Raw genomic sequence first — 21,337 nt, 5'->3', positions numbered from 1 at the left:
CCTGGCCTTGGCATTCATCCGACCAGCGCTACCTGTGCGTTACGCGCCAACTGCTGCAAGCGCTGCAGGTCGACCTTGCCGTTGGCAGTACGCGGCAAACTGTTTTCGATACTGATCGACAGTGGCACTTTGTGCGCCTCCAGCCCCTGGCGGCAACGCTCAAGCAGTTGCTCGGTGCTCAACGAGGCGCCCTGCCCCAGAGAAATGAATGCGCACAACCCCTCACCCACGGTCGCATGCTCAACACCCACCACGGCAGCAGCTTCGACACCGTCAATGCTGTAGAGAAAGCTCTCCACCTCGCTGGGGCTGACTTTCATTCCACGTGACTTGATCATGTGGTCCATGCGGCCGCGAAAATACAGGTAGCCATCTTCGTCAAGGCTGCAGTAATCACCGGTATAAAGCACACTTTCGCCCGGGTAGCGCCCCGGCTTGAGCGCCAGCGCGGTGGCGGTCGGGTTGCGCCAGTAGCCCGCCATGACCGTGGCACCGCGAATCACCAACTGACCCACGTGGTGAGGCTGATCGATGCGCTGGTCCTGTTCGTCCACCAGCCAGAGTTCCGTATTGGGAATGGCGATGCCGACGCTGCCGGGCTTGTTGTCGATGTCCTCCGGCGGCAGATAGGTGCAGCGCTTGCACTCGGTCAGGCCGTACATGGAAAAAATCTGCGCCTGCGGGAACAACGCCTTCATCTGGCCAATGTGGGCGGGCTTGAGCGATGCCCCGGTGTTGGTGACCATACGCACATCGGCGAACACCGCGCCACGCTTGTGCGCATATTCATGCAGCAACATCAGCATGGTGGGCACGAACGGGATCACCGTGATCTGGTACTGACGAATCTTGCGAATCAGGAACAGCGGCCAGGTGAACTCTTTTTCCAGTACCAGCGTGGCCCCCGCGTTGATTGCCATGATCATCTGGTACAGGCCGTAGTCGAACGACAACGGCAGCGAACAGAGCACGTTGTCGGCATCGTTGTATTGCAGGTAGGTATGCAGCGAACCCAGCGCTGCGAGCATGTTGCGGTGCGTCAGCATCACGCCCTTCGGCGAGCCGGTGGAGCCTGAGGTGTAGACGATCGCCGCCAGGTCGAGGTCGAGATTGCCGCACGGCAATGGCACCCCGGCGCCTTGCCCGAGCAGGCTTTCGAAGGTTTGCGCAGCGGGCGACCCGGCCTCGCCATCGAGCAACACGATCAGCCTGAGGTGATCCACTTCGTCAGCACTGACCGACAGGGTGGCGATTTTCTCACTGGTGGTAATCAGCACCGACGCCTCGGCGTCGCGCACGATGTAGTCGAGCGTGTCGGGCGGTGTGTCCAGCCCGACATTGACCACCACCCCGCCCGCCTTGAGGATGCCCCAGAACGCACAGACCGTTTCGACCCGGTTGCCCAGGCACACCACCACCCGCTCCTGACGCAGCAGGCCGTTGACCTGCAAACCTGCCGCCAGCCGCGAACTGGCGTCGTCCAGCTGTGCGTAGGTGTAGGTTTCATCGGCGTAGATGACAGCGGCCTTGTCTGGATGCAAACCATTGCGGGTCTCCAGCACATCCTGCAACAGCACTTCAGACGCGTTCATGATGCACCTCTACAGCCTCCGTGGAGTGGCGCACTGCCTGGGTCTGGCGATGTGCATCGATATAGCCGGCCAGGCTTGCAACCGTGTTGAAGTGGCCCGGGGTAATGGTGTCCGGGTTTACAAAAAAACCTTCCAGCTCATCTTCCAGGCTGATCAGCAATTCCATCGAGGTCAGCGAATCCAGCCCCAGGTCGTCGCGCAGGCGCGAATCGGCATCGATCAGCGTGTCTGCCGACAGATTCAGCACTACTCGCAGGATGTCACTCAGCTGACGCTGGGTGGCTACCTGCGCAGCCGCTACCGACCCGGCGACAGTGCCAGCGCCGAGCATGGCTTCAAGGGGAACGTCAGCGTGACTGTCGCGGATCTCCAGCGCCGTCTGCCGCGCCCTCACGAGAAACAGCTGGTCATGGCTGACCAGCACTTCGGCCGGGTGCCCGTGGCTGTGAAACAGCGTCGGTGAAGCCGAAGGGCCATAAGCCCCCGATGCCGTCACCGCCAGCAGGTCACCTTCTTCCAGGGTTTCGATCTGCACATCGCGCCCCAGCAGGTCATCCGGGGTACAGAGTGGCCCGGAGATGTGGTATTCGCGCAATGGCGCATCGCTGGTACCGGTCACCTTGACGATACGAAAGTTGCGCTTGAGCACCTGGCCGCTACCCGCTGCAGCGCCATGGCAATGGGTACCGCCGTCGGTGACGGCAAAGGTCTTGCCGTGGTTGTCCTTGATCGTGTCGACGGTGACCAGCAGCGAGCCGCACTTGCCGGCAATGAATCGTCCGGATTCGAGGATGATGCGGGTCCGCGGAAACTGCTGATGAAACGCGTTGAACAGCGGCGTCAGCAGCGCTTTGAGCTGGGCGGTATCCAGTTCTTTTTCGTTCTCGTAATACTTGATGCCCAGGCCGCCGCCGACATCGACCATGCGCATGTCCAGCTGATAGCGCTGGGACAAGCTGCGGAACAGGTCGAGAATGTACGCCGCGTTGTCGTAGACCGACTGGGCATCGAGGATCTTGGTGCCGTTATAAACGTGGATGCCTTTGACCTTGATGTTGGGTAGCGCCAGGTACTCGGCGAAATGCTCGACAGCGGTATCTTCCTGGATACCGAAGTGCGTTGGCCGGCCGCCCATCTTCCAGGGCGAGCCTGCCGCCGAGAAGTTCGGGTTGATGCGAATCGCCACAGGTGCGTCGCAGCCCAGCTCCCCAGCCAGGGCAGACAACTTGCGCAACTCGGTTTCAGACTCGACGACAATGGCGAATACACCGACTTCCAGTGCTCGACGGTGCTCTTCGGGCTTTTTGTAGGGGCCCAGAAAGATGATGTCCTGCGCTGGTACTCCAGCCTTGAGGGCAATTTCCAGCTCGCCCAGCGAACAGACTTCAGTGTTGCCACCGTAGGAACGGATCAACTTCACCAGCGACAGATTGGGGTTGACCTTCAGTGCATAGAAGATGTCCACGCAGTCCGGTAATGCATCGCGCAACTCATTGAAACTGCTGCGCAGCACGGTTTCATCGTAGAGGTAAGTCGGTGTCCCGAACGTCGCCTTTGCCTGGAGGACCAGCGCTTTAGAAAGCTTCATCTATTGCTCCCCTGATTCTTATAGTGGCCCGCCCTGCCAGTGCTCCGGGCCCCGGCGTGTAAGCGCTTTCGTACGTGCGCCTTAGCGGATTGGCTTCAACGTTGGTTGCACATCACTGACATGAGCTTTGCGCTTTCACCTATTACTTTGTGCGCAAAGTTTATGCGAATTTTGCTAGCGTGGCCAAGGTGATGTCAAGGCAATTCCATGGACAAAACAGTGGCAAAAAACAAGACGAATTGGCCATTTTCGAGAAAAACAGCGCATTATCGGCACATGTTTGCCGTATCAGTGAGGAGTATTCCCAATCAATACAGGGCGTTATCTGATCCGGAACGAGGGCACCGCAGGTAACCTAATCCTGACGCAGGCCTCAAACGATTTGTCGCGGAACCAGGGTGACCCAGTAGCGGCTGCGCGATTGCACCGCTACCGGCAGACTGGCGACCAGCGCAGCGAGGATCCGGTCGGTGTCGCCCAGCGCAAACGTGCCGGTCACCGCCAGCGACTCGACTGCCGGAGCCCAACGCAGCACGCCAGGGCGATAACGAGCGATTTCACGCAGAAACTCAGCCAGCGGCTGGTTATCGACACTCAGCACACCATCGCGCCAGTCCGGCCGGTGGGGATCGAAGCGCCCCATGGCACCGCTGCCATCGGGGTACAGCGTCAACTGGTCGCCGTACTGCAACGTCAGCGCCATGCCCTGCTCGGGCCGCACCTGCACCGAGCCATACAGCACGGAGATACGACAGGCATCGGCATCACGGCGAAGGCACACGTGAGCCTGGCCGATGGTCACCTGCCCCAGGCCGAAATCCGCTTCGATCGGCTGGGCGCGACTGACACTCAGGGCGACTTCTCCCTGGATCAGTGTCAGTTGATGGCCGGCCATGTTCAGGTCGGCCGCCGTGTCGGTGTTGAGCTGCAACACACTGCCATCAGCCAGGCGTATGCCACGCCGCTCCCCCACCGCCGTGTTGAGGTCCGCTTGCCAGGCGGCCAGAGGCGAATGTTGGTTGAACAGCCAGCCGGCCGGTACCAGGGCAGCCAGTGCCAGACTGCCTTGCAGCAGGTGGCGGCGGCTGGTTCGGGGGCGATCCGGGTTAGCCACAGGTAAGGGCTGAAAGCGATAGGGCTGTGGTCATCTCAACGCACCTGCACGGGCAAAGGAATCAAACGAGAGTGATTCTATTTAATCGACATGCACAAACCAAGTGCGCAGGATCAATAAACGACGCTAACGCGCGGACTGAAGCCTTGGGCACTGCCCTTCAAGCGCGTAGCGCAGGGTCACCAGTTGCCCGCTTGAGCTCTCGTAAGTCATCAACATAGGCGCCGCCTCGCAGCCCGGCGCCATCGGCGTCTGCGCAACCAGGCGGGCGACGTCGGGCGCTGCGCCGTAGTGGTAGTCTTCAATAGTCGGGACAGCAGTGCCGTTACGGGCCGCATAGGCCTGCACGGCCTGCGCATGGGCAAGCAGACGTGGGTCCGTCATCGACGGTGCAGCGGCCAGTGCGCCCGGGGTAGCCAGCAGCACCTGAGCTGCCACCAGCAAACCGTGCGTGCTCTTCATTTCGCCTTACCTCGCGGGCAATGGACTGAACAGGTAAGAGCTTACGCCCGGGCCTGCCAACCGGCTACAAGGCAATATCCAGCGCCTTGCGCAGGTCTGCACCACGGCTGTCGGATGCCGCGCTGACCAAGGCGTAGTTGTAGTCGCCCCGCGACCAATAACGCGCCTGCAATTGCCCATCCACCCGCTCGCCGCTGGGCATGCGCGCAAAGTGCTCGCCCGGTGAGCGTAGAAACAGGCTGACCCGTTGCCCTTGGGCATCCTCAAACACCAGCAAGGCAGCCGGCCCCTGTTCATTGCTCAGCAAACGCGCCCCCAGCGGCGTGAAGCCGTAGGCCGACAAGTCCGGCACGTTGCCGACATGCCGAAAATGCTGGCCCAGCCAGGCTTGCAGACGCTGCGGATCGCGTGCGCTGAGGTCAAGTGTATTGGCGTCGGCGAACAGTCGATGGGCCTGGACGGCATCGGCCATCGGCAGGTTGTTGGCCAGCAGGCTCGCCTCGCGCACCTGCCAGCCACCCACACCGCCGATCCCCAAGGTAATCAACAGTACTGCGGCATTGGCCCACTGGCGCTGCCGGCGTCGACGCAACTCCCGGCGCAGACGGGCCGGGTCCAGTCGCGGGTTGGCCGCCTGCCCGGCAAGGCCGGACAACGCCGCACGCAGCTGTCTGGCGTCGTGCTGCCAGCCCTCCACCCGCAGGGCCTGATCCGGGTTGGCCGCCAGGTACCGGGCGACAGCTCGTCGGCGCTCGGGGTCCAGACGCTCGTCGACGTAGGCATGTAACTCATCTTCAGACGGGATCAACTCACTCATTTCAACCTCCGCAACACCGGCGACGCAGCAGTACCCTCGGCCAGCGCACGCAACGCCGTACGCGCCCGTGACAAACGCGACATCACCGTGCCTGTCGGCACCCCCAACGCCTGGGCGGCTTCCTGATAACTCAACCCCTCGACACTGATCAACAGCAACAACGCCCGCTGCTCAGCGGGCAGGCGGTCGAAGGCCGCCAGGCCCGACTGGGCCATGACGATATCTTCGGTGGCATTGCCTGCCTCCTCACCCCTGCCGAACCAGGCCAACCAGCGGGCATGGCGACGATCGCGGCGCTTGCCATCGATAAACTGCCGATAGAGGATGGAAAACAGCCAGGCCCGCAGGCTGTCCTGCTCGCGCTGCTGCGCGCGACGGCTGAGGGCACGCTCGATGGTGGCCTGGACCAGGTCATCGGCACTGCTGGCCTCACGCGTGAGCGACAGGGCAAAGCGGCGCAGGCGCTCGATCAGCTCGCGCAATTGGTCGTCATCGAGTTCGTTCATTGCCAGGTTCTTGGCCTTCAGGCGATCAGTGTACGAGGCAGACGCTGCAGACAAAAATTTATTCCAGCGCACGGGAATAAAATTTCCGCTGCAGCGTCATACCGGCTCATTCACTGACCTGGATCGTCGCCATGAGCACTCCGTTACACGGTCTACCCCGCGCCCTGCGCCTGGCTGCAATCGGCCTGGTCCTGGCCACGCTGGCGGCGGGCTTCGCCTATGCCGCAGGCTGGATCGGCAGCGCCGCCCTCAGCCCCAAACGCATCATCGACACCTTCGAAGATCAGGCCGGACATTTTCCCGGTTACCGTAAGAATCATGCCAAAGGGCTGTGTGTGAGCGGCTACTTCCTCAGCAACCGCCAGGCCGAGTCACTGTCCCGAGCGCGCGTGTTCAGTCAGGCACAGGTGCCGGTGATCGGCCGCTTCGCCATCGGCGGTGCCAACCCCCACAGCGCCGACACCAGCGTGCCGGTGCGCAGCCTGGCGCTGCAACTGAGCAGCGATGACGGCGAAGTCTGGCGCACCGGCATGAACACCCCGCCGGTACTGGCAGTCAGCACCCCGGAAGCCTTTTACCAGCAAGTACTGGCGATGACCCCGGACCCGGCCACCGGCAAGCCCGACCCCGCGCGCATGCAGGCGTTCTTCGCCGCACACCCGGAAAGCGCCGCCTTTCGCCAATGGGCCAAGGACTACAAAGCGCCGGACAGCTTTGCCAATTCCAGCTTCAACAGCATCAATGCCTTTGCCTTGGTCAATAAAGCCGGCAACCGCCAGTACGTGCGCTGGAGCCTGATGCCGGAAACGCCGTTCGTTGCCCTGCCGGGGCCGGTGGACGACCCGCAATACCTGCAGCACGACCTGCAGCAACGCTTGAGCCAGGGCCCACTGCGCTGGAACCTGCGCCTGACCCTGGCAGCCGCTGGCGACCCGGTCGACGACCCGAGCCAGCCCTGGCCTGCAGAGCGCCGCACGGTTGATGCTGGCACCCTGGTCATCAACCATGTCGATCCTCCCGAGCAAGGTGCTTGCCGCGACCTCAACTTCGACCCGCTGATCCTGCCCAGCGGCATCGAGCCCTCCGCCGATCCGATCCTGGCCGCCCGCTCGGCAGCCTATTCGGAATCGTTCAACCGCCGCAGCCGCGAAGCGGCCCAACTGGGAGCACGCCCATGAAACCTGCACCTGTTGCCTTTCATCCCCTGGCGCGCCTGCTGCACTGGTCAATGGCGGTGCTGATCATCGCCATGCTGTTTGTCGGGGTGAGCATGATCGCCGACCTGTCGCCGCGTCATACCCTGCTGATCAGTGTGCACAAGGCGATCGGCCTGGCCTTGCTGGTACTGGTGGTGATCCGCATCATCCTGCGCCTGACCTTACCTCACCCACCCGTGCCCACCGACCTGCCACCCCTGCAACGCCTGGCCGCCGGCGCCTCGCACCTGCTGCTGTATGCTTTGATGCTGGCCATGCCGCTGATTGGTTGGGGCATGCTCTCGGCCGGTGGCTACCCCTTGCCACTGCAACTGCCCGCGCTGCTGCCTCATGATTTGCAGCTGTATGCCGTGTTGCGCCGGGCTCATGGCTGGTTGGCCTATCTGCTGTTCGCAACGGTGCTGGTACACCTGGGGGCCGCGCTGGTGCATGCGCTAATCCGCCGTGATGGCGTGTTACGCAGCATGTGGCCAGGCCCAATCCGGCGCCAACCCTTAGAAGCCAAAGAGTAAGGCAGACCGCTAAAGCGTTGTAGAATGTGCTTTAATGCTTCGCCAAAAATTTTTGACTTATAAGGCGGCTATGGACACGGGGACACGACTCAAACTGGTGCGTGAACGCAACAAACTCTCCCAGCGGGAGCTGGCCCGCCGTAGCGGGCTGACTAACTCGACGATTTCCCAGATCGAGCAGAATCGCGTCAGCCCCTCGGTCAGTTCCCTGAAAAAGCTGCTCGAAGGCATTCCCATGTCCCTGGCGGAGTTCTTCAGCTTTGACGAGCCGATCCGCGAAGAGCGCTTCGTGTTCCGCTCCACCGAGCAACCGGACCTCGGTAACAGCGGCCTGCGCATGCTTCTGGTAGGTGCCAGCGTCGAAGGGCGGCAGATGCGTATGCTGCGCGAACTTTATGCCCCCGGCGCCGACTCGGGCGACGAGCCGATCGTGCATTCCGAAGGCGAAGAGTGCGGCCTTGTCACCCGCGGCACCATCGAATTGCGGGTTGACGGCCAGGTCAGCATCCTCAACTCGGGTGACGGCTACTACTTTCCTACTACCCTGCCCCACAGCTTCAAGAACATTGGCCAGGATGAAGCGGAAATCATTAGCGCCAACACCCCGGCGAACTTCTGACGCCAACCCTCGATACGCGCTTCACGACAAACGCGCCTGCCTCTGCAGGCGCGTTTGTTTGCGTTGGCGCTACATCCAGCCCAGCCAGTGCCACCAGGTTGCCGCAAACACCAACATCAGCAGGTAGCCCACCACGGTTACCAGAATGCCCACGCGGGCAAACTGCTTGGCATTGAAGGTTTCCGTGCCCAGGCACACCATGTTCTGCGGCGCGTTGATTGGCAGTATGAAGCCATAGCTGACTACAAAGCCCAAGGCCATGGTCATGCCCAGGCGACTGAAGTCACCCGGCAAGGTCTGCAACACGGCGATCAGGATCGGCAACAGCGCCGAGGTCAGTGCCGTGGCACTGGCAAAACCCAGGTGGATCAGGATCAGAAACGCCGCCAGGATCGAGAACACCCCCAGCGTGCCCAGCTGGTCCAGCCCGGTATGGGCCACCACCTGCGCACCCAGCCATTGCCCGGCCTGTGTGGTCAGCAAGGTGGTACCCAGGCTGATACCCACCCCGAATACAATCACCGTGCCCCAGGGAATCCTGGCCTGTACGTCTTTCCAGGTCATCACTCCGATGCGTGGCATCAACAGGATCACCAGCCCGGCATAGGTGGTCGTGGTGGTGTCGAAGCGATGCAATTTGCCCTCGGTGGCCCAGGCCAGCAGCAACAGCACCGAAACAGCCAGCAGGCGCTTCTGCGCCCCGCTCATGGGCCCGAGCTCTGCCAGCGTCGCACTCACGGCCGCCTTGCCCCCGGGAATGCTGTCGCTTTCAGGCGGTAGCAGCTTGAGCACGATGAAAATCAGCACCGCCGACATGATCACTGCCCAGGGCGCCCCGGCAATCAGCCAGTCGATCCACGACACCCGCGCGCCCAGCATCTTGTCCATGAAGCCTACAGTCAGCAGGTTCTGCGCGGCCGCAGTCTGGATACCGATGTTCCAGATACTGGTGCCTTGCGCAACGATGATCATGATCCCGGCAGCGATGTTGGAACGCTTGTCGACCCCGAAGGCGGCAATCACCCCCATCATGATCGGCACGACACAGGCACTGCGGGCCGTGGCACTGGGTACCACGAGGCTGAGCAGGATGGTTACCGCCACGGCGCCGAGCAAGATACGCCGGGTGCTGACGCCGATACTCGACAGGGTAACCAGGGCGATACGTCGGTCCAGCCCGGTATGGGTCATGGCCGCTGCGATGAACAAGGCGCCAACCACCAGCGCCAGGGCACTGTTGGAGAACCCGGTCAGGGCCAGGCTGATGGCTGCCGACGAACCATAGGTCACCGAGGGGTCGGCCACCGTCGGCGCGGTGCCGAGCAGAAAGGCCATCAGCGAGGTGATCATGATCGCACTCGCTTCGTACGACACCGCCTCGGTGATCCATACCACCACCGCGAACGCCAGGATCGCCAGCACCCGATGCCCGGCCACCGGCAGGTCGGGCGGTAGCGGCAACAGCAATACGCCGATCATGACGGCGACACCCACCCATAGCCCCAGTGGAATTTTCACGCGGTTGGTTTGCGCTTCCGGTGCGTTTACCGATGAGCTCATGAACATCTCCCTGCGGTGCATGTGGAATGATGATCGACCACTTCCCGGGTGCAAGAACTGATACGCATCAACACAAGCAAAGCACGCATTGTCAGACAATATGTAGTGCCATAAAAAAATCACTACAAAACCTGTTGACGCCGTTCATCGGTCCTTGCATGATGAGGCTGTCTCCCCGATCGGAGGCACTGGCAAGGGTGTTCCAGGCAGCTCGAAGGATCCAGGAGCTGTATGCGGATGGGTACTGCCCAAAAGGCAGCAGGTAAAAGCCCCCAGTTGTGACGCTGCTGTAGCAGCTGTATTTCAACGCTACATGACGTGCGCCGAGTTTTACTCAACTACGAATGGTCAAGGGGGCTTTATGATGAATCTGAACAATCAACCGACTGTTGACGAACTGGCCCGGCTGTTCGCCGCGCGCCGCGACACACTCGACAGCCATATCCTCTGGGTTTGCGAAGCGGGCGAAGTTCGCCTGGACAGCCTGGGGCCACTCACCGATGAAGCGCAGTTCGAGCAACATACCCCGAACATGCGTGCCCGGTTGAAGATGTACCGTCGTGGCCAGGGCTATGTCGGCAAGAAAGCCGCCGCCGACACCCAGTACGTCGAGCGTGTACTGCAAACCCTGCAACACGAGTGGGCAATGCTGCAAAACAAGCCCGGCGTTGCGGTAATCGACCGCCTCTGCTGAGTGCCTGAAAGGCAAGCCAGTCAGTAGCAACGACAAAACCCGATCCGCAAGGATCGGGTTTTTTCATTTCTGCCCTGCCCGTTTACACTAGCGCTTTCAGTCAAGGGTCAAGCCATGAACAGTCCCGCTTTCGGCACTGGCGATGCTTCCTACCAGGCAGCCGGCGGCATCGACGGCCTGCGTCGTCTGGTCGATGATTTCTACCGGTTGATGGATCAGTCCGAAGACGCGCGCGCGGTGCGTCAAATGCACCCGGCCAATCTGGACCTCTCGCGGGACAAGCTGGCGTGCTTTCTCAGTGGTTGGCTTGGCGGCCCGTCGCTGTTCAGCGAGCGCTACGGTTCGATTGCCATTCCGGCCTTCCATGCACGCTGGCCAATCGATGAATCCCACAGCGAGATCTGGCTGAACTGCATGGCACAGGCCATTGCCCTACAAGGCTACGCGCCGGCGTTTGCCGAGTACCTGTTGCGCCAGTTGCGCGTACCGGCCCAGCGCATTGTCCAGGCCAGCCGCAACCGCCACGCTCAGGCCTGACGCCGTAGCGGGGCCTCGGTCAGGGGAAACTCGCCAGTCAGCAGCGCCCTGGCGCGGTCGACGCCCCAGACCATCGCCCGGGTCATGGTTTCACCTGGACGGTTCTGGTAATACTCCTCCACCATCGCCTTGCCTGCGCCTGAATACACCCCCAGGAACAGTTGCGTGGCGCCTGTGCGTGACAGCCTGACCTGCACATCGATGCTGGTACCGTCACTGAGTTGTTCGTCGTGGCTGCGGCTGTGCAGTTGCGCGTCCGCCCATTGCCAATATGTCTCTTCCCTGATGCGCATCTTTACCCCCTGAGTTGATAGCAGCCGGACAAGTAACGCATACAAGTGCGATTCAGGCGAGCGCCCGCGTCGCAAGCGTTGAGCAAGGTCAAGCAATGCATAAAAAACCCCGCTTTTTGTGGCGGGGTGATGAGAACGGGTTCACTTTTTCACAGGAATCCTGGGCATGAATCGTCCCTTCTTCACGCGTTGCAAATGGCTTGGCCTGGCCTGGTCGGAGTCGTCCAGGGTCATGTGGGCAAAGCCCAGGCGAAACGCTGCCTGACCACAGCGTACCTGATTGTTGATGGGAAATTCGTCGCCGTTGTCCTCAACGTAACCTTCACTCATGTCCTGGCTCCTGCTGATGTCAGGTCGGTACCGGCAATCAGCTGGATTGCCCAGACAAGCACCGACCAAGTGATTTTCAGACTAGCCGGTCATTTACGGACCAATCAGACGAAAACAAAAAAGCCCGACCAATGGCCGGGCTATTTTGTCGCACCTCGGTGCTTACCTGAGCTTCACCGCTGTACCTGTGACGAACACCACTACCATCCCGCCAGCGGCAGACGGCATGCTGATTTCAAAATCCAGCCCGACGATCGCATCCGCCTGCAGGCTGCGTGCCCGCGCCTTGATCTCTTCGGTGGCCTGGCTGCGGGCTTCTTTCAGGGCGCTTTCCAAGGTTTGCGAACGGCCGCCAAACACATCGCGAAAGCGGGTAAACACGTCGCGCACCACGTTGATACCCTGAACGGATTCGGCGCTGACCACATCCAGATAGGCCGCAATCTGTCGGCCTTCGATGGTGCCTGTGGTGGTGATGATCATCGTGCTCTCCCGCGCAATTGACGTCCGCCGCCATGAAAGCTGACGGACAAAGGCGCCAATGGTAGCAAATCAGGCATTGCCCTGATCCGCCGCCTGCGGGCGTAAATAACGGACCAGGCGCGAACCAAACACATTGATCAACAGCCCGGCCATCACCAGCAACGCTCCCCACCCCTGCAGCGCGGTCAAGCGCTCATCGAGCAGCACGGCTGCAGAGCTCAAACCCACTACCGGGACTAGCAGCGAGAACGGCGCGACCTTGCCCGCCGGGTAGCGTGACAGCAACGAGCCCCACAGGCTGTAGCCGAGCAAGGTGGCGATAAACGCCAGGTAAGCCAACGCCAGGATCGAGTTCCAGCCAATGCCGCGCAGTGAGCTTTCGATCAGTGCCGGCCCCTCCAGCCACCAGGACAGGGCAAAAAACGGCAGCGGCGGAATCAGCGCGCCCCAGATCACCAGCGCCACCAGGTCAACCGAGCCAAAACGCCGGGTGATGATGTTGCCCATGGCCCACATCGACGCCGCACACAAGGTCAAAATCAAGGCGAATAACGGTACATGGGCACTGTTTTCGCTGCCGATCAGGGCAAGGCCCAGCGCTGCTACCAGCAACCCCGAGACACTGGCGGCCCGTAGCCGCTCACCGAGAAACAGCGCGGCAAAGAACAGGGTAAAGAACGCCTGTGATTGCAGCACCAGCGACGCCAATCCCGGTGGCATGCCGTTGTGCATGGCTTCGAAGAGAAAGGCGAACTGGCCCAGGGAAATGGTCGCGCCATAGGCAATCAGCCAACGCCACGGCAACTGCGGGCGCTTGATCAGGAATACCGCCGGCAGCGCCACCAGGGCAAAACGCAGGGCGCCCAGGAGCATGGGCGGCAAGCCATCGAGGCCGACCTTGATGACGACGAAATTGAGCCCCCACGCAATGATCACTACGAGCGCCAACAGCAAATCCTTTAACGGCATTATCCCTCACCCACCCTTGTAATATTTCGCAACAGCATAATGACACAGAGGGGGGATCGCATCCTTGCCAGCGACGTGTGTATCAATCATCACGCCGCCATGACCGTTCGGCGCCAGAATCAATTACGGCATATTTTCATGCTGTAATTGATTTTGTAGGCCACTTCACCCGTCGAGGGTACTGCCATGAAAACCAGACTGTCAGTCATGCTGCTGCTTGCAGCCTTGTGTGTGCTCCCTTCCCTGAGCTCCGCGGCGCAAACCCCGCCGCCGCCCGCCGAATCTGCAGCGCTGAGTACCCGCCTGGCGCTGCGCGATCTGTGGGTGGAGCATATTTTCTGGATTCGCAACTACGCCATTGCCAATCAGGCCGGCAATCATCAACAAGCCGAGGTCGCCAGCCAGGAGGTAGTCAGCAACGCCACCGCCATTGCCAACAGCATTGCCCCGCTTTATGGCCAGCCAGCCGCTGACCAGTTGCTCAAGTTGCTGGCCGGTCACTGGGGTGCGGTCAAGCACTACAGTGATGCCAGTGTCAGCCAGTCCGCCTCGGGCAAACAGGCCGCCGTCAACGACCTGACCAGCAACGCCAAGGCCCTGGCCAAGTTTCTGGCCACGGCCAACCCTTATTTGCCAGAAGCGACGCTCACCACCCTGCTTGCCGCCCACGGTGGGCACCACATTGCCCAGATCGACGAACTCGGGAAAAAGGACTACAAGGCAGAAGCAGCCACCTGGAAACAGATGCGCGAACATATTCTTGGCCTGGCCGACGCGCTGACGGCGGCCCTGGTCAAACAGTTTCCAGACAAGTTCTGAACGGAGCCAACCGATGTTCGAAGGCTTGGGGCGCACCCAACAGGAGCTGTTGTCAGCCCTGCTGCACACGGCTGCGGGTATGAGCATCGAAGAGCTGGCCAGGCAGCTGTCGGTCACGCGAACAGCCGTGCGTCAGCACCTGGCGGCGCTTGAACGGGATGGCCTGGTGGTGCGCGGTGAGTTGCGTGCCACCGGCCGGCGCCCCGAGCAGTTGCACCGGCTCAGCCCACGTGGCCGGGAATTGTTCCCACGCCATTACCAGATGCTGGCCAACCTGCTGATCGATGAAGTCGCCAGCCTGATCGGGCATGAGGCACTGGTAGCCCTGATGCGCAGCCTGGGCCAGAAAATGGCGGCCGACCTGAGTGCCAGCGTGCTCGATGAATCGCACATTGCGGGGCTCATGAAGGATGTCGGCTACGAAGCCGAGGTGTTTTTTCGCTCAGGAAGTACAGCGCAAATCGTCGCTCACAACTGCGTGTTCCATCAGCTGGCCGAGGCTCACCCTGAAGTCTGTGAGCTCGACCTGGCGCTGATTGGCAGCCTTGGCGGTGGGCAGGTACAACATCAGGAATGCATGTTGCGCGGTGGACAGGTGTGTCGCTTTCAATTGACGCGCAACACCTCATAGCTTGGCGATCGACACCTCGGTGGACTTCACGAACGCAATCACTTCGCTACCCACGCGCAGCTCCAGCTCGTGCACCGAACGGGTGGTGATGACCGAGGTGACGATACCCGCCGAGGTCTGCACATCGATTTCCGATACCACTGGCCCTTCGATGATCTCCTTGACCGTGCCCTTGAACTGGTTGCGTACGTTGATCGCCTTGATAGTCATACTCTGCTTCCTCATTTCGTGGTGCACTGCCGCGCAGTGCTTGAGGTGCAGAGTGCACCCAAGCCAATAAAATTAAAAAGAATAAATAATAATTTTAATAGAACCGAAAGAGATATGAGAAAATCGCCTTTTTGCCCAGCACCGCATCGATTGTCACAGCGACCTGAAAACCTTCGGGCCTGAACGGACTGCGACCTGCAACGTGCTGCCGCCCACTCCCTCACGAGGTGCCCATGGCCCTGAAAAAATCTTCCGCAGAGCTCAAACGCGACCTTAAAAGCGTTGCTTCCAACCTTGAACGTACTGCTGGCGAGATCAGCCGACTGGCCGAGCGTATCGACGGTGTCGATGTGGTCGCGGTGCTGCACCTGATGAACCGCCTGTACAAAGACTCCGACAAGCTTCACGCCTACGCCGACGAAATCAAAAGCGGGCGAATCGTGCGCGCCAAAGCCGAGTAATCACTTGCTCCGATCAACGCGCAAATCCCGGTATCAGGCATACACTTAGTACGTGTCACTGCGGATTCACGGAGCGATTCACAATGCCGAGCCGCTGTGAGGTACTGATCATCGGCGCCGGCCCTACAGGGCTGGTGCTGGCGCTGTGGCTGAGCAAACTGGGGGTGAAGGTCCGCATCATCGACCGCACCTCGGGCCCTGGCACCACTTCTCGCGCCCTGGCTGTGCAGGCGCGGACCCTGGAGCTGTACCGCCAGCTGGACCTCACCGCCGCAGTCGTCAAACGCGGCCACCGGGTGCCCGCCGCCAACCTCTGGGTCAAGGGCCACACCGCAGCGCGCCTGCCCTTCGGCGATATCGGCGGCGGTTTTACCCCCTACCCCTTTCTGCATATCTTTGCCCAGGATGAACACGAACAGCTGCTGATCGAACGCCTGAAAACCTTCGGCGTCGAAGTGGAGCGTGAAACCGAATTGCTCGGATTCAACCAGGACGCCCAGGGCATCAGCGCTCAGTTGCGCCATGCCGACGGCCTGGAAGACCGCTGCGAAGCGGCGTACCTGGCCGGTTGCGACGGCGCCCGTTCGACGGTGCGCAAAGCCCTGAACGTCGGCTTTCCCGGCGGCACCTACCAGCAAGTGTTCTATGTGGCCGACGTCGTCGCCACGGGGCCCGCGCTCAATGGCGAGCTGCATGTCGACCTGGACGAAGCGGACTTTCTTGCCGTTTTCCCACTGGATGCCGGTGGCCGTGCGCGGCTGATCGGCACCGTGCGCGACGAACGTGCCGAACACCCCGACAAACTACGCTTCGAGGATGTCAGCCGACGGGCGATCGACCACCTCAAGGTACAGGTGCAGCAGGTCAACTGGTTTTCCACCTACCGCGTGCACCACCGGGTTGCCGCGCAGTTTCGCCAGCAGCGGGCTTTCCTGCTCGGCGACGCGGCACATGTGCACAGCCCTGCCGGCGGACAGGGCATGAACACCGGTATCGGCGACGCGATCAATCTCGCCTGGAAGCTCGCCAGCGTCCTGCATCGCATGGCCACCGACAGCCTGCTCGACACCTACGAAATCGAACGCAGTGCCTTTGCTCATCGTCTGGTGTCGAGCACCGATCAGGTGTTCAGTTTCGTCACGGCCGACAGCCGTCTGGCCACCTTGCTGCGCACCCGCCTGGCACCCCGGGTGATACCGCGGCTGGTGGCCTTCAGGTCGGCTCGCGAGTTTCTCTTCAGGACGGTCTCGCAGATCAATCTCAATTACCGCTACATGCCCCTGAGCGCTGGTAACGCAGGCGGACTTCAGGGTGGTGACCGACTGCCCTGGGTCGCCGACGGTGGCCGCGACAACTACAGCGGCCTGTCGCGCATCTGCTGGCAGGTTCAAGTCTACGGTGCGGTCAGCGCCGCGCTGGTGCAATGGTGCAGCGGTCACGGCGTGCCGGTGGACGTGTTCATGTGGAGCGAAGCGCATCAGGAGGCCGGACTGGTACGCGACGCCGTCTACCTGATACGCCCGGACACCTACATTGCCATGGTCTGGAACAATGCCGGGCCGGGCGAACTGGATGCCTATTTCGAAGAACGCGGCATGAGCATCCACTAGCGTCCCGGCATCAGGCCCGGCGGGCAAAACGGTAGGTGGTGACCGCGCACAGCAACAGCCCCAGCAACGCCAGCGATCCGCCGACAAAGCCGATGTTGGCCTGCCCCATCTGCACGCTGACCACACTGCCGATCAAGGCACCGGCACCGATGCCGATGTTATAGATGCCGGAGAACATCGCCATGGCGACGTCCGTGGCATCCTTGGCCAGAATCAAGACTTTCGATTGCAGTGCCAGGCTGAAGCACATGATCGCAACGCCCCAGAACACGCTCAACGTACCCAGCAGGGCAAAACTCCGCGACAGCGGCAGTAACAGCAGCAAACACGCGGCCAACAGGGTAATGGCAGCGATCAGAAAACCGCTGGGGAAGCGTTCGCTGTAGCGACTGAACAACACCGAGCCGAACACCCCGGCGCCGCCGAACAGCAACAGCAGCAACGTCGTGCGCTCCCCGCCCACCTGTGCAACGTGCAAGGCAAACGGTTCAATGTAGCTGTAAGCAGTGAACTGCGCGGCGATCACCAACGCCACCAGCACATACACCGTCACCAAGGCCGGGCGCTTGAACAGCACCGGCACACTGCGCAGCGAGCCGGAGTTCTGGCTGGGCAACAGTGGCAGCGACTTGACCAGGCACAGCAAGGTCGCCAGCGCCACCCCGGCAATCGCCAGGAAGGTCACGCGCCAGCCCAGTGCCTCGCCGACCACCCGCCCCAGGGGAATGCCCATCACCATTGCCAGGGTAGTACCGGTTGCCAGCAAGCCCAGCGCCTTGGCCTGCTGCCCCGGCGGCGCTACGCGAACGGCCAGGGACGCAGTGATCGCCCAGAACACCGCATGGGCCAGGGCGATACCGATCCGGCTCAGCAGCAGCATGGCAAAGCTCTGCGCCATCCACGACACCAGATGGCTGCCAATAAACAGGACAAACACAATGATCAGCAATTTGCGCCGCTCAACGTTGCGCGTCAGCAGCATCATCGGCAGCGATGCCAGGGCAACCACCCAGGCATAGATGGTCAGCATCAGGCCGACCTGGGCGGTCGACATATCGAAGCTTGCGCCGATATCGCTGAGCAGGGCCACCGGCACAAACTCGGTGGTATTGAAGATAAATGCGGCCAACGCCAGGGCGATCACACTGAGCCAGCTACCGGCTCGCGTATCCACAGGAGTATTCATGAGTGGAGGTGTTGCTCCAAATCGATTGCAGTCACCAGGTGCATAACAGCGCCCAGCATTAAGCACCCAGGCTGCGGGGCCCGAGTGGAAGCGTGTGCGCTGAGGAATGGATTATTAGTCTGCGGAGTATCGCTTGCTGGCAAGGATAGTACGTCAGCGACCGGTGGGTCACAACCGCAGCGTGCCTGCAGATTCAACGGGCGCTGCTACACTGAATTCGCTGAATGGAGGATTACCCCATGTCCGACAAAGAAATCACCCGGCTGCTGACGCTCATCGACCACCGGCAAAGCGAGCTGACCACTGCCTGCAAGGAAATTGCCAACTGGATCGATCGCCAGGGCGACATGCCGGTTGCCGGCAAGATCCGCGATCGCCTCAAAGCAGTGGAAGCCGATGAAGCACTGGTCAAGAAAACCCTGACCTCGCTGAAGGTCGAGCGCCCCCTGCCGCGCTTCCGTTGATCTGCGCCAGCAGGCCGGCGTGCCCTCACTGAACATCCGGCGTCGACCGTACCCGCCACACGTGCGGGTCTCAGCCGTACCGAAGGATCGGGGGCAATCATGAACATCCTCCATGACGAACGTCTCGACGGTGCGTTGCCACGCGTCGACAAGCAGGCGCTGCTACTCGCACTGCGTACGGAGCTGCCCGATCTGGAAATCCTCGCCGACGACGAAGACCTCAAGCCCTATGAGTGCGACGGTCTGTCGGCCTACCGCACCACGCCGATGCTGGTGGTGTTGCCACAGCGTGTCGAACAGGTCCGGGCGATTCTGGCGGTGTGTCACCAACGGGGCGTACCCGTGGTGGCACGCGGCGCTGGCACCGGCCTGTCCGGTGGCGCCTTGCCGCTGGCCCAGGGCGTGTTGCTGGTGATGGCACGCTTCAACAAGATCCTTGAGATCGACCCGAGCGCGCGCACCGCCCGCGTTCAGCCCGGTGTGCGCAACCTGGCGATCTCCCAGGCCGCAGCGCCCTATAACCTGTACTACGCGCCCGATCCCTCATCGCAAATTGCCTGCTCGATTGGCGGCAACGTCGCCGAGAACGCCGGCGGTGTGCACTGCCTCAAGTACGGCCTGACCGTGCATAACGTACTGAAACTGGAGGTACTCACGGTCGAAGGCGAGTGCCTGACCCTCGGTGCCGACAGCCTCGACGCACCGGGTTTCGACGTGCTCGCACTGTTCAACGGCTCCGAGGGCATGCTCGGGGTGATCACCGAAGTCACGGTCAAGCTGCTGCCCCGTCCCCAGGTCGCCAAGGTGTTGCTGGCCAGCTTTGATGCGGTGGAAAAAGCCGGCTCTGCGGTGGCCCGGATCATCGGTGCTGGGATCATTCCTGGTGGGCTGGAAATGATGGACAACCTGGCCATTCGCGCCGCTGAAGATTTTATTCATGCGGGTTACCCGGTCGAGGCCCAGGCCATTTTGCTCTGCGAGCTCGATGGCGTTGAAGCCGATGTGCACGACGACTGCCAGCGGGTGCGGGACTTGCTGGAGCAAGCCGGTGCAAGCGAAGTGCGTCAGGCCCGTGATGAAGATGAAAGAGTCCGGTTCTGGGCCGGGCGCAAGAACGCCTTTCCCGCAGTCGGACGCATTTCGGCCGATTACTACTGCATGGACGGCACCATCCCGCGCCGGGAGCTGTCCCGTGTACTGCACGCCATCGCCGAACTGTCCGGCAAGTACAACCTGCGTGTTGCCAACGTGTTTCATGCCGGCGACGGCAATATGCACCCGTTGATTCTCTTCGACGCCAACCAGCCTGGCGAGCTTGAGCGTGCCGAAGCCTTTGGCGGCGAAATCCTTGAGCTGTGTGTGAAGGTCGGCGGCAGCATCACCGGCGAGCACGGCGTGGGACGGGAGAAAATCAACCAGATGTGCGCGCAGTTCAACAGCGACGAGCTGACCCTGTTCCATGCGGTCAAAGCCGCCTTTGACCCCAAAGGCCTGCTCAATCCCGGCAAGAACATCCCCACCTTGCACCGCTGCGCCGAGTTTGGTGCCCTGCATGTGCATGCCGGGCAATTGCCTTTTCCGGAACTGGAGCGCTTTTGATGGCCGTGGCCGAACAGGATGAAAGCACCGCGCTGCTGGAACAGGTCAATCAAGCCCGCGCCATAAATACACCGCTGCAGATTCGCGGCGGCGCCAGCAAGGCCTGGCTGGGCCGGTCGCTGCGCGGAACGGTGATCGACACACGCAGCCACTGCGGCATCGTCAACTACGACCCCACCGAGCTGGTGATTACCGCGCGCGCCGGAACGCGCCTTGCCGACCTGACGCGGGTGTTGCAGGACAACGGGCAAATGCTCGCCTGCGAACCGCCCTACACTGACGACGGCGCCACCCTCGGCGGCATGCTCGCTGCCGGCTTGTCTGGCCCACGCCGTCCCTGGGCCGGGGCGGTACGTGATGCGGTACTGGGCACCCGGGTCATCACCGGCCTGGGACTGCACCTGCGCTTCGGCGGCGAGGTCATGAAGAATGTCGCAGGCTATGACCTGTCACGTCTGATGGCCGGCAGTTTTGGCTGCCTGGGCCTGATCAGCGAGGTGTCGCTCAAGGTCTTGCCCATCCCCCGCTGCCAGGCGCATATCGCTCTGGAACTGGATGCGCACAGCGCCCTGCTCAAGCTCGGGCAATGGGGCCAGCAACCGCTGCCGATCAGTGCCGCCTGTCATGACGGGCAGGTACTGCGCGTGCGCCTGGAAGGCGGTGATGGCTCGGTTCGCGCGGCCTGCGAGCGCCTCGGCGGTGAGCCGTTCGCGCCGTCGTGGTGGCAGGCACTGAACCACCAGCGCCTGGACTTCTTCCAGGACCCGCGCCCGCTGTGGCGCCTTTCCCTGCCCAACAACACTGCATACCTGGAGCTGGCGGGTGATCAATTGCTCGACTGGGCCGGGGCGCAGCGCTGGTTGAAGTCCGATGCCGACCCCGAGCACCTGCGCAAGGTGGCCAGCGCACAGGGGGGACACGCCACCTGCTACAGCCCCGGTCTCACCGACAGTCCCTTCCAGCCCCTGCCCGCTGCGTTGATGCACTACCACCGGCAGCTCAAGCAGCGGCTCGATCCGCAAGGCATCTTCAACCCCGGACGGATGTACGCGGAGGTCTGAACC

Annotated in this window: 25 protein-coding genes; 12 read left to right on the top strand and 13 right to left on the bottom strand. The window is 61.7% G+C overall.

Going from position 1 to position 21,337, the window contains the following annotated elements; all coding sequences use genetic code 11:
* Nucleotides 1-14 precede the first annotated feature (14 nt).
* The 6 genes from DM813_RS20370 to DM813_RS20345 form a co-directional block, all read right to left on the bottom strand.
* On the bottom strand, nt 15-1,592 hold the full coding sequence (locus tag DM813_RS20370; RefSeq protein ID WP_128325164.1) for a class I adenylate-forming enzyme family protein: 1,578 nt from the start codon (nt 1,590-1,592) through the stop codon (nt 15-17).
* On the bottom strand, nt 1,579-3,180 hold the full coding sequence (gene lysA / locus DM813_RS20365; protein ID WP_128325163.1) for a diaminopimelate decarboxylase: 1,602 nt from the start codon (nt 3,178-3,180) through the stop codon (nt 1,579-1,581). The genes DM813_RS20370 and lysA overlap by 14 nt, the downstream gene beginning before the upstream one ends.
* A gap of 373 nt (nt 3,181-3,553) precedes the next feature.
* Entirely contained in the window at nt 3,554-4,294 is a 741-nt protein-coding gene (locus tag DM813_RS20360) for a FecR domain-containing protein (RefSeq protein WP_128325162.1), read from the bottom strand.
* 126 nt (nt 4,295-4,420) lie between these two features.
* Nucleotides 4,421-4,756, bottom strand: coding sequence for a DUF2790 domain-containing protein (locus tag DM813_RS20355; RefSeq protein WP_128325161.1), 336 nt, complete (start codon nt 4,754-4,756; stop codon nt 4,421-4,423).
* A gap of 64 nt (nt 4,757-4,820) precedes the next feature.
* Entirely contained in the window at nt 4,821-5,573 is a 753-nt protein-coding gene (locus tag DM813_RS20350) for an anti-sigma factor family protein (protein ID WP_128325160.1), read from the bottom strand.
* Nucleotides 5,570-6,079, bottom strand: a complete 510-nt coding sequence (locus tag DM813_RS20345; RefSeq protein ID WP_128325159.1) for a sigma-70 family RNA polymerase sigma factor — start codon at nt 6,077-6,079, stop codon at nt 5,570-5,572. Before DM813_RS20345 ends, DM813_RS20350 begins: the two co-directional genes overlap by 4 nt.
* 131 nt (nt 6,080-6,210) lie before the next feature.
* On the opposite strand from DM813_RS20345, the gene DM813_RS20340 reads away from it, so the two are divergent.
* The 3 genes from DM813_RS20340 (at nt 6,211) to DM813_RS20330 (ending at nt 8,427) form a co-directional block, all read left to right on the top strand.
* A complete protein-coding gene (locus DM813_RS20340; protein ID WP_128325158.1) occupies nt 6,211-7,257 on the top strand; it encodes a catalase family peroxidase in 1,047 nt (348 codons plus the stop codon).
* Complete coding sequence (locus tag DM813_RS20335; RefSeq protein ID WP_128325157.1) at nt 7,254-7,808, top strand: cytochrome b; 555 nt, start codon at nt 7,254-7,256, stop codon at nt 7,806-7,808. The genes DM813_RS20340 and DM813_RS20335 overlap by 4 nt, the downstream gene beginning before the upstream one ends.
* Nucleotides 7,809-7,878: 70 nt before the next feature.
* Nucleotides 7,879-8,427: a cupin domain-containing protein gene (locus DM813_RS20330; protein WP_128325156.1), complete on the top strand. Its 549-nt coding sequence runs from the start codon at nt 7,879-7,881 to the stop codon at nt 8,425-8,427.
* 69 nt (nt 8,428-8,496) lie between these two features.
* Here the strand turns inward: DM813_RS20330 and DM813_RS20325 are convergent, their stop codons facing one another.
* Nucleotides 8,497-9,987 carry a DASS family sodium-coupled anion symporter gene (locus tag DM813_RS20325; RefSeq protein ID WP_128325155.1) on the bottom strand — a complete coding sequence of 497 codons (1,491 nt, stop codon included), beginning with the start codon at nt 9,985-9,987 and terminating at the stop codon, nt 8,497-8,499.
* Nucleotides 9,988-10,348: 361 nt separating this feature from the next.
* Between DM813_RS20325 and DM813_RS20320 the strand changes: the two genes are divergently transcribed.
* Nucleotides 10,349-10,681: a hypothetical protein gene (locus DM813_RS20320; RefSeq protein ID WP_128325154.1), complete on the top strand. Its 333-nt coding sequence runs from the start codon at nt 10,349-10,351 to the stop codon at nt 10,679-10,681.
* Between the two features lie 114 nt (nt 10,682-10,795).
* Nucleotides 10,796-11,218, top strand: coding sequence for a group II truncated hemoglobin (locus DM813_RS20315; RefSeq protein WP_128325153.1), 423 nt, complete (start codon nt 10,796-10,798; stop codon nt 11,216-11,218).
* Here the strand turns inward: DM813_RS20315 and DM813_RS20310 are convergent.
* From DM813_RS20310 to DM813_RS20295, 4 genes are all read right to left on the bottom strand, one after another.
* Nucleotides 11,209-11,511, bottom strand: a complete 303-nt coding sequence (locus DM813_RS20310) for a hypothetical protein (RefSeq protein WP_128325152.1) — start codon at nt 11,509-11,511, stop codon at nt 11,209-11,211. The genes DM813_RS20315 and DM813_RS20310 overlap by 10 nt on opposite strands.
* 141 nt (nt 11,512-11,652) lie before the next feature.
* The gene (locus DM813_RS20305; RefSeq protein ID WP_128325151.1) at nt 11,653-11,841 is read right to left on the bottom strand and encodes a hypothetical protein; all 189 of its coding nucleotides are present in this window, start codon (nt 11,839-11,841) and stop codon (nt 11,653-11,655) included.
* Between the two features lie 162 nt (nt 11,842-12,003).
* Entirely contained in the window at nt 12,004-12,324 is a 321-nt protein-coding gene (locus DM813_RS20300; protein WP_128325150.1) for a YbjQ family protein, read from the bottom strand.
* A 69-nt stretch (nt 12,325-12,393) separates the two neighbouring features.
* Nucleotides 12,394-13,293, bottom strand: a complete 900-nt coding sequence (locus tag DM813_RS20295; RefSeq protein WP_128325149.1) for an EamA family transporter — start codon at nt 13,291-13,293, stop codon at nt 12,394-12,396.
* Between the two features lie 186 nt (nt 13,294-13,479).
* On the opposite strand from DM813_RS20295, the gene DM813_RS20290 reads away from it, so the two are divergent.
* Both DM813_RS20290 and DM813_RS20285 read left to right on the top strand, forming a co-directional pair.
* Entirely contained in the window at nt 13,480-14,112 is a 633-nt protein-coding gene (locus tag DM813_RS20290) for a hypothetical protein (protein ID WP_128325148.1), read from the top strand.
* Between the two features lie 13 nt (nt 14,113-14,125).
* On the top strand, nt 14,126-14,743 hold the full coding sequence (locus DM813_RS20285; RefSeq protein ID WP_128325147.1) for a helix-turn-helix transcriptional regulator: 618 nt from the start codon (nt 14,126-14,128) through the stop codon (nt 14,741-14,743).
* On the opposite strand, the gene DM813_RS20280 is transcribed toward DM813_RS20285, so the two are convergent.
* The gene (locus tag DM813_RS20280) at nt 14,738-14,953 is read right to left on the bottom strand and encodes a TOBE domain-containing protein (protein ID WP_010227092.1); all 216 of its coding nucleotides are present in this window, start codon (nt 14,951-14,953) and stop codon (nt 14,738-14,740) included. The genes DM813_RS20285 and DM813_RS20280 overlap by 6 nt on opposite strands.
* A 233-nt stretch (nt 14,954-15,186) precedes the next feature.
* Here DM813_RS20280 and DM813_RS20275 point away from each other — a divergent pair, with 233 nt between their 5' ends.
* A complete protein-coding gene (locus DM813_RS20275) occupies nt 15,187-15,414 on the top strand; it encodes a hypothetical protein (protein ID WP_128325146.1) in 228 nt (75 codons plus the stop codon).
* A gap of 83 nt (nt 15,415-15,497) precedes the next feature.
* A complete protein-coding gene (locus DM813_RS20270) occupies nt 15,498-17,024 on the top strand; it encodes an FAD-dependent monooxygenase (protein WP_128325145.1) in 1,527 nt (508 codons plus the stop codon).
* 10 nt (nt 17,025-17,034) lie between these two features.
* Here the strand turns inward: DM813_RS20270 and DM813_RS20265 are convergent, their stop codons facing one another.
* Entirely contained in the window at nt 17,035-18,210 is a 1,176-nt protein-coding gene (locus DM813_RS20265; RefSeq protein WP_128325144.1) for a sugar transporter, read from the bottom strand.
* Between the two features lie 239 nt (nt 18,211-18,449).
* Between DM813_RS20265 and DM813_RS20260 the strand changes: the two genes are divergently transcribed.
* From DM813_RS20260 to glcE, 3 genes are all read left to right on the top strand, one after another.
* Nucleotides 18,450-18,674, top strand: coding sequence for a hypothetical protein (locus DM813_RS20260; RefSeq protein WP_128325143.1), 225 nt, complete (start codon nt 18,450-18,452; stop codon nt 18,672-18,674).
* Between the two features lie 99 nt (nt 18,675-18,773).
* Nucleotides 18,774-20,273, top strand: a complete 1,500-nt coding sequence (gene glcD, locus DM813_RS20255) for a glycolate oxidase subunit GlcD (RefSeq protein WP_128325142.1) — start codon at nt 18,774-18,776, stop codon at nt 20,271-20,273.
* Nucleotides 20,273-21,334 (top strand): glycolate oxidase subunit GlcE, encoded by a 1,062-nt coding sequence (glcE, locus tag DM813_RS20250; protein ID WP_128325141.1) that lies wholly within the window; start codon nt 20,273-20,275, stop codon nt 21,332-21,334. The genes glcD and glcE overlap by 1 nt, the downstream gene beginning before the upstream one ends.
* Nucleotides 21,335-21,337: the final 3 nt, after the last annotated feature.

This window comes from Pseudomonas alkylphenolica, assembly GCF_004025535.1.
In the GTDB taxonomy this organism is placed as follows: Bacteria; Pseudomonadota; Gammaproteobacteria; order Pseudomonadales; family Pseudomonadaceae; genus Aquipseudomonas; species Aquipseudomonas alkylphenolica_A.
This window is presented reverse-complemented; position numbering and strand designations above follow the sequence as displayed.